This window comes from Methylocystis parvus OBBP (genome assembly GCF_027571405.1).
GTDB classification, from domain to species: Bacteria; Pseudomonadota; Alphaproteobacteria; order Rhizobiales; family Beijerinckiaceae; genus Methylocystis; species Methylocystis parva.
In genome coordinates, this window is record NZ_CP092968.1 from 1,419,616 (window position 1) to 1,433,563 (window position 13,948).

The window sequence follows — 13,948 nt, forward strand, 5'->3', positions numbered from 1 at the left end:
CCTTGACTATTCACCCGCAGCGGTAAGTTCGCAACAAATGATTCGAAGCCCCAGCAGCCTTCGGGAGCGCCCGTGCACCGACTTTTCCTGAGCGCTCTCGCCGCTTTCATCTCGCTCGCGCTAGCGACGGGCGCGTCCAATATTGGCGCGGCCAAGGCGCAAGCGCCCGCTGCGCCTTCTTTTTTCGACCCGCATTCGCCGCTGCAAAAGCCCGACCTCTCCCGCATCAAACAAATCCGCTTTCTGACCGAGGACGATTTTCCGCCTTTCAATTTTTTGCTGGCCGACGGACAGCTCGCGGGCTTCAACATCGATCTCGCCCGCGCCATCTGCGCGGAGCTCGATGTGACCTGCTCCATCCAGCGGCGCAGCTGGGAGTTGCTGATCCCCGCGCTCGACGAGAATAGCGGCGACGCGGTCATCGCCTCGCTCGCCATCAATGACGAGACCCGGAAAAAGGCCGATTTCACCGCGCCCTATTTCCTGACGCCCGGCCGTTTCGTGATGCTCGCGGACACGACGCTCGCCGCCGCCACGCCCGAGGCGATCGACGACCGCAAGGTGGCCGTGGTGGCGGGCTCGCGCCACGAGGCCTTTCTGGCGGCCTATTATCCGAAGGCGGAGCGCGTGACGTTCGAAACGCCCGCGCTTGCGCGGCTCGCGCTGAAGAACGGCAAAGTGGCGGCGCATTTCGGCGACGCTGTCAGCCTGTCCTTTTGGCTGAACGGCGCCGAAGCGGGCGGATGCTGCCGGTTCAAGGACGGGCCCTTCACCGATCCCCGCTTCTTTGGCGAAGGCGTGGGCGTCGCCGTCCGCAAGAATAATGAACCGCTGAGGCGCGCCCTCGACTATGCGCTTGCGCGGCTCGACAGGCGGGGCGCGTTCGCCGAGCTCTATCTCAAATATTTTCCGATCGGCCCTTTTTAGCCTCGCTCGAGCAATTTGCCGATCGCCGCTCGGGCCGCGGCGATCTGCGCCAGCAGTCGCTCCCGATGGCCGGCGTCGTCCGGCGCGCCGGCGCGCATCGCCGCCTCATAGGCCTCCGCCGCCTCGCCCAGCGCAAAAGCGCCGACCGCCCGCGAGGAGCCTTTCAATGTGTGAATGAGATTCGCCCGGGCGCCGATTTCGTCAGGCCGGCAAGGCTCGGCGAGCCGGGGCGCGAATTGCGCCGCCTGCCGATCGAAGAGCGACAGCAGCTCCGCTTCCAGCGATTGATCGCCCATCGTCTGGCGGGAGAGGTGAACGAGATCGAGGACGGGCGCCGTCTCTGATCGCCTGTCCAGCGCATAGGGTTCGCGGTCGTGGTTAACGGGCGCAGGCGTCGCCATTGCACTCTCTCCAGTTTCGCACAGGATTTCACCGCGTCCCTGAAATCGCCGCGCTTACAAGGCTATGTGGCGGGAGCGCGCGCGCTGGCGGGCTTCTTTCGCGACAAGAATCCTCCGCACTTCTGAAGTCCGCGTTAACGAAGTTTCGGAATACGGCCGGGGCCCGTGTTTCAATTGCAAGGCATGGGCTGTAAGATTTGGTTAATCCTTTTTGGCGCCCGCATGTCGGGCGCAGACGGGAGCGGCGCGTCCCGCGTCAGCTCGGAGAGTTTGGCGATGTCGAAATCGGGCAAGATTCAGGATGCGGCCTCCGCCGCTCTTTCCGCGATCGAGGAGGCGCTCGACCTTGGCGCGCCCCCGGCCGCGGAAGACGGCGCCCCCAAGGCTGAGGAGCCAAATCCCGCGCCCGCGTCGGACTCTTCGACGAACGCGCTCAATATGGGTCAGGCCATGTCCGGCCAGCCCGCGCCGCGCAAGCCGGAAGCGCGAGAGACGCCCAAACCGCCGCCGCTCATGCCGCCCTCGATCGCGCCAGCCAATGACGACCGCCGCACGGTCGGCGAATTGCGCGCCGCGCTGCAGATCGCGCCCAACCGCAGCATCATGGTGATGACTTTCGCCTCGATCGCCTTGTGGGCCGTTTGCTGGATTCTCTATGTTTATTTCCACCAGGGCGAAATATTGGAGGCCGACGGGTCTTTCCTGGCGCCCAAGCCCGTTCTGACGATCGCCGCCCTGGTCGGCCCGACGATCTTTCTTTTCATCACCGGCCTCATGGCGCGGCGCGCGCATGAAATGCGCCTCATCGCCAATTCGATGACGGAAGTCGCCATCCGCCTGATCGAGCCCGAGACGATCGCCACGGAACAGGTAGTGTCTCTTTCTCAAGCGATCCGCCGCGAGGCCGCGTCGATGGGCGACGGCATCGAGCGCGCCCTCGCCCGCGCCGGCGAACTCGAGGTGATCGTGCGCACCGAGGTCACCAATCTCGAACGCTCCTACACCGAAAACGAACGCCGAATCCGTTTGCTCATCGACGAATTGACGCGCGAACGCGAGGCCATCGTCGTCAACGCCGACAACGCCCGCGCGTCGCTTTTCGGCGCGCGCGACGCGCTGTCTCAGGAGCTGGCGGCGACCTCCGCGCATCTCGCGGAAGCCGTGAGCGACGCAGGAACGCGCGTCACCTCTTCGCTCGGCGCGAAGGGCGAAGAGATCAAGCTCGCTTTGGAGAAGGCGGGCGACAATTTCGAGACCACGCTGGCCTCGCATGGCGACCGCGTCGTCGGCGTATTGACGCAGACGGGCGACGCCGTCGCGCAGCAAATCGGCGGCGCGAGCGACGACGTGACGCGCCGCTTCACCGAGGGCGTCACGGAAGTCGGCGACAGGCTGCAGGCTGCCGGCGACGCGCTTTCCGTCGATTTCGGCGCGCGCGGCGCGACGATCCTCGAGCGTTTCGAGGCGCTCGGTTCGAGCTTCGCCGACTCGATCGGCGGCCAGGGCGACAGGCTCGTCGTACGTCTCGCCGAGACCGGCGGGGTGATCAACGAAGCCATCTCGACGCATGGCGGCGCACTGGACAAAGCCCTCGCCGAAACCTCCGAGCGCTTCGCGTCGGGCGTCGCCGAACAGGTCGAAAAGGCGAAGATCACCTTCGACGCCGCCGAAACGCGCCTGCTCGGCCTGATGGACGAGACCAACGTCAAGGCGCATCAGGAATTCGAGGAGCGCGGCAAGGCGATCCACGAGTCGCTGACGCGCAACCTGGGCGAAACCGCGTCGTCCCTCGTCGAACAGGCGGATACGCTGCAGCAGCGTTTCGCCAATCTCGCGAGCGACGCCGTTTCGGCTCTCGGCTCGCATAGCGACCGTGTGAATGAAACGCTGGCCGAACGGCTCGAAAATTTCGAGCGCATGGTCCTGAAGCGCGGCGAAGCCATGGTCGAGCGCGTGACCGAACGCGGCGGCCAGCTCGAAGCCACCCTAACGGAACGTCTCGCCGCCTTCGAAGACGCCGTCGTCAAGAACAGCGCCGACGCCGCTCTGCGCGTCGCCGAGCATGGCGACCGCGTGAGCACGGCGCTGAGCGAAGGACTCGCCGTTTTCGAGGAGACTTTCACGCGACAGGGCGAGGAGATGACCGCCCGCATCGCCGAACATACGCAAAAGTCTTCAGCCGAAATGACCGGGCGCCTCGCCGAGTTCCAGGACGTCTTCGCCACGCGCGGCGACGAACTCGCCGCGCGCGTCACCGAGCATGGCTATCGCGCCACCAACACGCTCGCCTCGCGACTCGCCGAGTTCCAGGAGGCGCTCGCCCGCAGCACGGAAGACGTGGCTTCTCGCGTGGCGGAGCATGCGGAACTCGCGGCGACGGCCGTCACTGGCCGCCTTTCCGCTTTCGAAGACGCCCTCGCGCAGCGCAGCGACGAAATTGGCGCGCGCGTCACCGAGAGCAGCGAACGCGCCGCCGCGACGCTCACCGGGCGGCTCGCCAGTTTCGAGGCGTCCGTCGCCCAGCGTAGCGACGACATTGGCGCGCGCGTCACCGAGAGCAATGAGCGCGCCGCCGCGACTCTCGCCGAACGGCTCGCCAGTTTCGAGACGACCGTCGCCCAGCGCAGCGACGAAATCGGCGCGCGCGTCACCGAGAGCAATGAGCGCGCCGCCGCGACGCTCGCAGAACAGCTCGCCAGTTTCGAGGCGACCGTCGCCCAGCGCAGCGACGAAATCGGCGCGCGCGTCACCGAGAGCAATGAGCGCGCCGCCGCGACTCTCGTCGAACAGCTCGCCAGTTTCGAGGCGACCGTCGCCCAGCGCAGCGACGAAATCGGCGCGCGCGTCACCGGGAGCAATGAGCGCGCCGTCGCGACTCTCGCCGAACAGCTCGCCAGTTTCGAGGCGACCGTCGCCCAGCGCGGCGAGGAGCTGACAGCCCGCGTCGTCGAACATGGCGATCGTTCCATTTCGACTCTGACGGAACAGCTGGCCGCCTTCCAGGATGCGGTCGTATCGGGAACCGGGCAGGTCGCGAATCTTGTCGAGGAGCAGAGCGCAAGGGCGAGCGGCGAACTTACGCGCCATGTCGAGGCGTTCGAGACCTCGATCGCTCAACGCGGCGAGGAGATCGCCGCGCGCGTCGCCGAACATGGCGACCGCGCGCTGAGCAATCTCTCGCTGGGCCTCGCCTCCTTCGAGGACTCCGTTCTCCAGCGCAGCGAGAACATCGCGGCGCGCCTCGCCGAACAGGGCGACCGGGCCTCTTCAGAAGTCGTGCAGCAACTCGCCGCTTTCGAAGCAGCCGTCGCGCGTCACGGCTCCGACATCGCGGCCCGCGTGGCCGAACATGGCGAACGCGCCACGACGATCCTCGCCGACCGTCTCGCCGCTTTCGAAGAGACGTTCACGCAGCGCGGCGCGGATGTCGCCACCCGCGTCGTCACCGAGGGCGAGCGCGCCGCCGCGCTCGTATCGGACCGTCTCGCGGCTTTCGAAAGCGCCGTCGCGGAGCATGGCGAGGAAATTTCCAATCGCGTCTCGGAGCATGGCGACCGGGCGAGAGCGCTGCTCACCGAGCAGCTCGAGACCTTCGAGCGGAGCGTCGCGCAACACGCCAGGGACGTCGCGGATCTGGTCGCGCTCCATGGCGACGGCGCTGCCGCCGATCTGACGAAGCAAGTCGCGACCTTCGAGGAGACTGTCGCGCGCAGCCGCGAAGAGATCGCCGCGCTGGTCTCCGCCCATGGCGACCGCGCGACGACGGAGCTCGCCCGCCAGATCGCCGCTCTCGAAGAAACCGTCGCGCGCGGCAGCGAGGAAGTCGCCAATCTCGTCTCCAGCCATGGCGAGCGCGCAACCTCGGAGATCGCCCGCCAGATCGCATCGCTCGAAGACGCCGTCTCGCGCAAGAGCGAGGAAGCCGCGACCCGCGTCGCCGAACAGGGCGACCGCGCGTTGAACAATCTTTCGCTCGGCCTCGCCTCGCTCGAAGACGCGATCCTGCGCCAGAGCGAAACGGTGACGGCTCGCGTGGCGCAGCATGGCGAGCAGGCCATGGCGGCGGTCACGGAAGGCCTCGCCGCCTTCACGGACGCCGTCTCCCGTCACAGCGGCGACGCCGCGGCGCGCATCGCGTCGAAGAGCGAGGAAGTGAACGCCGTCTTCGCCCGGGGCCTCGCCGCTTTCGAAGACACTTTCCTGCGTCAGGGCGACGAGATCGCCCAGCGCGTGCTCGATCACACGACCACGACCGGAGAGGACCTTTCCGCCCGCTTGCAGGCTTTCGAATCCGCCGTGCAGCAGGTCAACGCCGACGCCGCCAAGCGCATCGAGGAGGAAAGCGCGCGCATTTCCGGCACGGTCGCCACGGGCGTCGGCGCCTTCGAAGCGTCGGTGCGCCGTCACAGCGAAAACGTGTCCGCCCTTGTGGCCGAACATGCGAAGCGCGTCGACGACCTGCTCGGCGAACGCATGACGGCGCTGGAAAACGCCGGCCTGCTCGTCGCCCAGACGATGGAAGAAACCCGCGAGCGGGCGCTTCAGGAAATCGAAACGAGCGGGACGGCGCTGCGCGACACATTGCAACGCAGCGTCGCGGAAGCTTCGACGGCTCTCGCCCAAAACTCGGAGACCATGCAGGACCGCTTCGCCGCCACGGCGAGCGACGCGGTCGTCGCCCTCGCGACCCAGGGCGAACGCCTCAACGAGGCGCTCACCGAGCGCATGGCGGCGTTCGAGAACGCCGTGCTCGAACAGGGCAAGGAAGTCGTCGTGTCGCTGGCCGAGCATGGCGAACGGATCGCGTCGACGCTTGGAACGCAGCTCGGCCAGTTTGAAAACGCGCTGCTGCGCGACGGCTCGGCGATCGCGGACCGCGTCGCCCAGCATGCCTCGCAACTCAGCACGGAAGTCGCCGAGCGCCTCACCGTCATCGAGGAAGTGATCGGCGGTCGCGGCGGCGAACTCGTGCAAAGCCTCGCCGCGCGCACGGAAGACGCGGATGCGCGCATCGGCGCGCAGGCGCAGAAATTCGTCGCCACCGTGGACGACCGTCTCAATGCGATCGACAATACGCTCGCAACGCATGGCGGCGCCCTTGTCGATCGCATCGCCGAGCAGAGCGATCGTTTCATGTCGCGCATCGGCGACAATTCGCGCCACTTCGCCGGCGAGATCGACTCGCGTCTTTCGGCCCTGGACGACGCCGTGTCGCTGCGCGGCTCCGCGCTGATCGAACAGATCGCCGCGCAGACGGACCAGCTCGCCGGCCGCATCGGCGCGAGCGCGCAGCAGCTTTCGGCCGAACTCGAAGCGAAGATCGGCGCCCTCGACGAGACCGTGAACGTCCATGGCGGCGCGCTCGTCGGCAGACTGGCTCAGCAGGCCGATCAGATCGCGTCCCGCATCGACGAGCGCTCGCAGAAGCTTCACGAGACGCTCGACGCCAAGCTGGATGCGATCGACCAGACGATGAACGCTCAAGGCGGCGCCTTCGTCGACAAGCTGGCCGAGCAGGTCGATCAGTTCGCCGCGCGCATCGGAGACAATTCACGTCATTTCGCGCATGAGATCGACACGCGTCTGGAGACGATCGACGACGCCATTTCGGTGCGCGGCGGCAAGCTGGTGAGCGAGCTCGACGCGACCACCGTCTCCGCCTTCTCGCGCCTGAGCGATCAGGTCGGCAAGCTTGCGACCGAGGTGAATTCCAAGCTCGACGCGATCGACCACGCAATCGGCGCGAAAGGCGACCAGCTTGTCGAAAAACTCGGCGCGCGCGCGGAAGACATCGCCGCCGTCATGTCGAGCAAGATCGAAGCCTTCGAGAATGTCAGCGACGCCCGCACCCGGGAAGCCGCCGAGCGCATCGAGGCGCTCGTCAAGCATATGGACGCCGGGCTCGGCCTCGGCGGCCAGAAGCTGCAGGAGTCGCTCGCAAACCATGCGCTCGAAGTTGCGCGCGTCATGGGCGAAGGCGGCCGCGAGGTCGTCCAGACTCTCGAAGAAAAGCTCAAGGACGTCGACTCCGTTCTGCTCACGCGCTCCACGGAGATTGCGCAGACGCTCGCCTCCAAGGCGGCCGAAATCAACGACACGCTTGGCGGACGCGCGAAAGACCTCGCGGAGACGCTGGACGGCCGCATCGAACTCTTCGAGAAAAACGTCGTGGAGCGCCTCGGCGCCGTATCGACGGAAATCGACGAACGCGGCCGCAGCGTCATCGACTCCGTCACCGCGCGTCTACAGGACATCAACCACACGCTGGCCGAAGCCCGCCGCGAGCTCGACACGACGCTGCACGCCCGCACGGGCGATCTCGGTCAGGCGCTTTCCGAGCGCGTCGGCGAAATCAGCGGCGCGCTGGACTCGCGGCTGACGCAATTGCAGAGCGCGCTCGACGAAAGGCTCTCTCATATCCAGACGACCCTCGGCGAACGCGGCGGCGCGGTGACGAACGAGCTCGCGAGCGTCGGCGAGCTGATCGCCAAGACGATCGAGACGCGCGGCGCCGCCATCGTCCGCCATCTCGGCGACAAGCGCGAGGAGCTCTCGCAGGCGATCGAGCAGTCGACCGCCTCCATGACCGATGCGCTCGACGCCGGCGCGCAGACGTCGATCGGCGCGCTCGTCGCGATGAACGACAAGATCCGGGCGGAGCTGCCGACCCTGCTCGACAAGCTCGGCCAGACCAACACCTCGCTGCACGCCATCATCGACAAGACGGGCGGCAACCTCGTCAATCTCGAACGCGAACTGGGCACGCGCCTCACGGAGTTTCAGGAGGCGATCCGCGTCGTCTCCGGCCAGGTGCAGCAAATCAGCGACGTCGCCGGCGGTACGATCAGCAACGCCCACAACATCGCCGACGTGCTGGGCGAGCGCCAGCAGGCGCTGGCGCAGAGCGCCCAGCAGCTCGCGCAGAGCCAGCAGGCGCTCGACTCGGCGTTCGACGCGCGCCGCCAGACGCTCGAAAGCCTCGTCACGCTTGTCGAGGGCAAGCGCGCGGAGGTCGAGGGCGTGCTGGCGAGCTTCGCGCAGCGGATGGAAGACACGTTCCATGCGATCGAGTCGCGCTCGCAGGACATTGGCGGCGCCCTTGCGGCGACGACCGAGGAGACGGCCAATCTCGTCGAGACGCGTTTCGCCCATATCCGCTCCGCGGCCGAAGGCCAGCGCTCGGAGACGGAGCAGGCGCTGCGCGACGCGTTCACGCAGGCTAATGATGAGATCAACCGCCTGTTCGGCGAAGCCAGCGTGCGCTTCCAGTCGACGGCTGAGGAAATTCGCGGCCTCTCGCGCGACATCCATCGCGAACTCGAGGAGACCCGCGAGGAAGTGCGGCGCGGCGCCGTCGACCTGCCGCGCGAAACCGCCGAACAGGCGGCGGCGCTGCGTCGCGTCGTCGGCGATCAGGTGAAGGCGCTCAACGAGCTTACCGACATTGTCGCGCGCTCGGGCCGCGTCTATGACGTGGCCGAGCAGGCGCCGCCTGTCGCGCGCCGGACATTCGAGCCGGCGCCGCGCGCGGAGCCGCCCAAGCCGCGCCTTGCACCGGTCGCCGCGCCGCCCGCTCCGGCGCCGCGCATGGCGGAGCCCGCGCGCGAACAGCAGGGCGGCTGGCTGAGCGATCTGCTGGCCCGCGCCTCGCGCGACGAAGCGCCGCAAAAGCCCGCTCCCGCGATGCAGCCCCCCGCCCCGCCGGCGCCGCCGCGCGGCCCGCGCCAAGCGAATGCCGGCGCGCTCGACAGCCTGACGCTCGACATCGCCCGCATGGTCGACAACGCCGCGGTCGCCGAATTGTGGCGCCGCTACCAGCGCGGCGAGAAGGGCGGTCTTTTCGGCCGCCGCCTCTACACGGCGCAGGGCCACCAGACCTTCGAGGAAATCCGCCGCCGCTACCGCATCGATCAGGAGTTCCGCGCGACGGTCGACCATTATGTGCGGCACTTCGAGGATCTGCTGGTCGAAACGAGCCGCGGCGACCGCGACGGCGCGAAGGCGCTGGATCTCCTGACCGGCGACGCCGGCAAGGTCTACACAATGCTGGGCCATGCGGCCGGCCGCTTCGACTAAGCGGCTCGAGCAGCGTCGAAACGTTGAAGGGCGCGAGGGATTTCCCCGCGCCCTCTTTCATTCGGGCAAGCGCGCTTATTCAGACGAGCGCGCCGATCGCCTTCTCGAACGCCTCTTCAGCTTTCAGGCTCTCGAGATCCCGGCCAAGCGTCGCGACCGCGAGTTTCCGCTCCCCTTTGTAGAAGACCGCAGCGCAGTCTCCCGAGGCCGGATCGCCGGAAATCTCGCAGCGATCCCATGAAGGCGCATGGCCCACATAAGAGATAGCCTGATCGTAATGCTGGCTCCAGAAGAAGGGCGCGGCGTCGAAGCGCTCTCGCCGGCCGAGAATGTTGCGCGCCGCCGTCTGTCCCTGACGCTCCGCCACGACCCAATGCTCGACGCGGATCGCCTCGCCCGTGATCTTGTCGGGCCAGCGGGCGATGTCGCCCGCCGCATAGACGTCCGCCGCGCTGGTCATGAGATATTCGTCGACGAGCACGCCCTTGTCCGTCGCAAGGCCCGCCGCCTCCGCGAGCGCGAGATTGGGCCGAACCCCGACCCCGATGACGACGAAATCCGCCGGGAGGGCCCCGCCTTTCCCCAGCGTCAAGCCGGCCTCGCCAATCTCGATCGCCGTATCCTCGAGATGAAAGACCACGCCGCGCGTCTCATGCAGCTTTCTCACATGCGCGCCGAGTTCCGGGCCGAGAATGCGCGCCATGGGCACGGCCTCGGGCGCGACGACATGCACGTCGAGTCCCCGCGTCCGAAGGGAGGCTGCGACCTCCAGCCCGATAAAGCTCGCGCCGATGACCGCGACGCGTTTCGCCCTTGCGCAAGCGGCGATGATGCGATCCGAGTCAGCGACGCTACGGAGATAAAAGACGTTCGGCCGGTCCGCGCCTGGAATTGGCAAGCGCACCGGCTCCGCGCCCGTCGCCAGCAACAGCGCGTCAAAGGAGACGGCTTCGCCGCCTTCGAGCGTCAGGCGCTTTGCGACAGGATCCAGCGTTTCGACTTTTCGTCCGAGGCGCAGCAGCACGCCATTGTCGCGATACCAGGCGGGATCGCGCAATGGGAGCCATTCAGGCTGGGCCGTTCCGGCGAGATAATCCTTTGAGAGATTTGGACGGTCATAGGGCTGCGCCGGATCGGCGCCGATCATTTCGATGACCCCGTCATAGCCTTCCGCGCGCAACGCATGCGCCGCCGCAAATCCCGCGGCGCCAGCCCCCACAATGACGACCGACCGCGGCGCGGATACGGGCGCCGGCCCGGCATGCGTCTCGACTTTCCCGCTAGCGTAGATTCGACCGTCCCTTTGCTCGACCCGCCATCTTGGCAATGCGTCGAAGGCCGGGGCGCGCAATGCGACGCCCGTGCGCAGGCTGAAACAGGCATGATGCCACGGGCAGCGGATCGTGTCCCCGACCACCAGGCCTTCGTCGAGCGGACCGTGGTAGTGCGTGCAGTCGGCGCCGATGACGAAGACCTCGTCGCCAGTCCAGACCATCATCGCGGGCTCGCCGCCGACATGGCCGCGAAGCGGAACCCCGGCGACAAGCGTCCCCGCCTCGACCCCACGGGCGAAATCGGGCCCGTCTTTTTGTCCATTTTCCGACATTCGCGTCTCCCGACGATTTTCGCGGTCGTGAGCGCGACCGCTAACCGTCAGTTGGACCAGTTGCGGGAGGCCGGCAAGCGCTTGACGCAATCTTCGCAGCGAATCAGCCGGATATCCGGTCGAAGCCAGAACGGCGTCAAAGGAGCGCGCCTTCGGAGACCGTTAACAAATGGGAAAATTTGCATGTCCTGAGCCTCGCCAAATTGTGACATCGGCGCAACATCTGCGAACACAATTGTTCGGATTGGCTGGTTTTGCTCACATATTAGGCATTTGCGGATGAGATGAGCTTGAATGAACAGGAGACTGAGTTTGTATTCACTCCAGGTTTCGCCTCCCAACCGGAGTTCCTGGCATGAAGTGGTACTATCTCCCAATCGTGACTGCAGCGTCCCTCGCAGCCACCATGGCTCTCGGCGCCGATCTGGCGAAAAAAAAGGCGCCTGTGGCCCCCCCCGCCGCCGCCGACCTGGCTGAGCACCGTGACCGTCGACGGTTACGTCGAAGGCGGCGTCGCCGTGAACTTCAATCAGCCCTACAACAAGGTGAACTGGGGTCACCTCTATACCGACCGCGCGAACTGGCCGACCTTCAACGGGGCCGTTCTCACGGTGCAGCGTCCGATCGATCCGAAGTCTGCGAATTACGACTTCGGCTTCAAGGCGCAGCTCCAGATCGGCGAGGACATGCGGTATAATCATTATACCGGCACCCTGGAATATGCGATCGCGGACCGCACGCAGATCGGCTTCCTGGAAGCGAACCTCCAGGCTCATCTTCCCTGGACGAGCTTCATCTCGCAGGGCGGCGTCGACGTGAAGGTTGGTCAGTTCCCGACGTACAATGGCGCGGAAGTCATGTACGCCAAGGACAACCTCTTCTACAGCCACTCCTACATCTTCAATTTCGGGCCCTTCCTCCACACCGGCGCGATGGTCACGACCCATGTCCGCGACTGGCTCGACGTTTATACGGGCGTCACCACGGGCGTGAACACGGGCTTCCCCGGCTGGCCGGGCGACAATAACGGCTCGCCCTCCTTCCATGGCGGTTTCGGCCTCAATCTTCTCGACGGCAATCTGACGATCGTGGGCATTATTCACCACGGCCCGGAAAATCCCGTCCAGCGCGGCAATCCGTTCCTGGCCTACGCGCCGTTCCCGGGCGCCCTGGCGCTCACCTGGCCGAACACGCCGCTGGCCTGCGTCTGCGACCCGAACACGGCGAACCGCACCTTCACCAACCTGACCACGACCTGGAAGCCGACGGAAAACCTGACGCTCATCACGGATATCGCCTATAACCGCGAGAGCGGCTCGAATCCGATTTCCACCACCGGTCTGTCGGCGGCGACGATCGCCGCGCTGGACGGAAACTTCGGCACCAACTTCGCCGGCGCGCCGCTGAAGCCGCAGGGCGCGGACTCCTACGCCATCGCGCAATACGCGTCCTACAAGGTCAACGACATCTTCAAGGTCAATGGCCGCGTCGAATTCTACCGCGACAACAAGAACTTCTTCGTCGCCGCCCTCCCCGGCTACTACGATGCGATCAATGTTTTCCACGGCTTTCCGTGCTACTCCTGCCTCTTCCGTCCGGGCGGCCAGGGCACCAGCTATCTGGCGCTCACCGCCGGCGTGACGATTACGCCGGAACTGCCGAAGCTGCCAATCATCACCGGTCTGATCATCCGTCCCGAGTTCCGTTGGGACACCGCGGTCAATGGCACGACGCCCTTCTTCCGCGGCGTGACGTCCAACAACCCGCTCGGCCAGAGCCGTTCGCAGGGCATGTTCAACATGGACGTGATCATCCCGTTCTCGCTGCTCTGAGCGAAAAGAGGATCGGAGCCGCCTCCGGGCGGCTCCCCGACAAAAAAGCCGGCGGTTGCGACCGCCGGCTTTTTTTGTTTCGATTCGAACTATTGCGGCTGTTCCTCGGGGGGCGGCGCCTCGTCCTTCATGACGATTTCCACGTCTGAATCCCTGGTGGACTGCACGCGAAACGTGTTCTGATAGGTCTTCCCATCGTGGCGGGCGATGGCGACATATTCGCCCTCCGCCAGAACGAGCGACGGAAAGGCCCCGATCAATTCGCGGATGACGTCGCCGCCCGGCGTCAGCACGGAAAAGCTCGTATTGGCGAGCGCTTCGCCGCCCGGCGCCTTGACGAGCTTCAGCGTGATGGTCGCGGCGTGATGTTTCAACGTCGCCTCGATGAGCTTGCCGGCCGGAACTTTGAGGTCGGCGGTGACGACCGAGTTGGTGGCGTTGGCTCCGCCCTGCGCGCCCTGGCTGGTGTCGAGCAGGGTCGATACGATGTGATAGGCGCCCTCCGGCAGACAGATCACCTCCTCCGCCTTGGCGTTGGCGAGGACGAGCTTCGCCTCGGCGTTTCCGCGCTCGGGCACGTAAATCGAGATAGAAAGACGCTGGGACGGGATCCTGCTCTCGCCCAGCATGTCCACGAGCTTGAGGCCGCCGGCGTTGAGCGGCAGGCGCTCGGAGACATTATGCCCTTCGAGGACGATGCGGCGCGTCGCCCCGGCGAGTCCATAGGCCGCATGGACGAGGTAAGCGCCGTCCGGCAACGGAAAATTGGGCGTCGCCTCGTCCGACTGCGCAATCAGCCGATGCGAGCCGTCGGGCTGCGCCGCTTCTTCGAAGACGCGCCAGACGAGGCCGGAATGAATGGGTTGCGAATCGCTCGCGCCCAGCGTCGCGCCAAGGCGCAGGCTCAACATGCCCTCCGTATTCGCAGGGGCGGCCGGCGCCGCCGGCCCCGCCGCGGAGGGACCTGGCTGAGACGCCGCCGGATGGCCGCGACGAGTCGGAGCGGCGTGGGTCGCGGCGGGAAGCGTCAGTGCGGCGAGTAGGAGCGAACCGGCTTTACGAAGCGATTTTTTGTTCATCGCCGATTTCTATGGCGCCGAACATGG

Annotated in this window: 6 protein-coding genes; 3 read left to right on the forward strand and 3 right to left on the reverse strand. The window is 66.3% G+C overall.

Going from position 1 to position 13,948, the window contains the following annotated elements; translation table 11 throughout:
* Positions 1-72: 72 nt before the first annotated feature.
* Positions 73-927, forward strand: coding sequence for a transporter substrate-binding domain-containing protein (locus MMG94_RS07045; protein ID WP_016918030.1), 855 nt, complete (start codon positions 73-75; stop codon positions 925-927).
* Here MMG94_RS07045 and MMG94_RS07050 read toward each other — a convergent pair.
* The gene (locus MMG94_RS07050; RefSeq protein ID WP_016918031.1) at positions 924-1,328 is read right to left on the reverse strand and encodes an Hpt domain-containing protein; all 405 of its coding nucleotides are present in this window, start codon (positions 1,326-1,328) and stop codon (positions 924-926) included. The two genes, MMG94_RS07045 and MMG94_RS07050, sit on opposite strands and share 4 nt — an antisense overlap.
* Positions 1,329-1,604: 276 nt before the next feature.
* Between MMG94_RS07050 and MMG94_RS07055 the strand changes: the two genes are divergently transcribed.
* Positions 1,605-9,404, forward strand: a complete 7,800-nt coding sequence (locus tag MMG94_RS07055; protein ID WP_270110938.1) for an apolipoprotein A-IV repeat region-like domain-containing protein — start codon at positions 1,605-1,607, stop codon at positions 9,402-9,404.
* 79 nt (positions 9,405-9,483) lie between these two features.
* Here MMG94_RS07055 and MMG94_RS07060 read toward each other — a convergent pair whose 3' ends face one another.
* Positions 9,484-11,010 (reverse strand): FAD-dependent oxidoreductase, encoded by a 1,527-nt coding sequence (locus MMG94_RS07060; RefSeq protein WP_016921585.1) that lies wholly within the window; start codon positions 11,008-11,010, stop codon positions 9,484-9,486.
* Between the two features lie 482 nt (positions 11,011-11,492).
* On the opposite strand from MMG94_RS07060, the gene MMG94_RS07065 reads away from it, so the two are divergent.
* On the forward strand, positions 11,493-12,842 hold the full coding sequence (locus MMG94_RS07065; RefSeq protein WP_016921586.1) for an outer membrane beta-barrel protein: 1,350 nt from the start codon (positions 11,493-11,495) through the stop codon (positions 12,840-12,842).
* An 89-nt stretch (positions 12,843-12,931) separates the two neighbouring features.
* Here MMG94_RS07065 and MMG94_RS07070 read toward each other — a convergent pair whose 3' ends face one another.
* Entirely contained in the window at positions 12,932-13,921 is a 990-nt protein-coding gene (locus MMG94_RS07070; protein WP_016921587.1) for a hypothetical protein, read from the reverse strand.
* Positions 13,922-13,948: the final 27 nt, after the last annotated feature.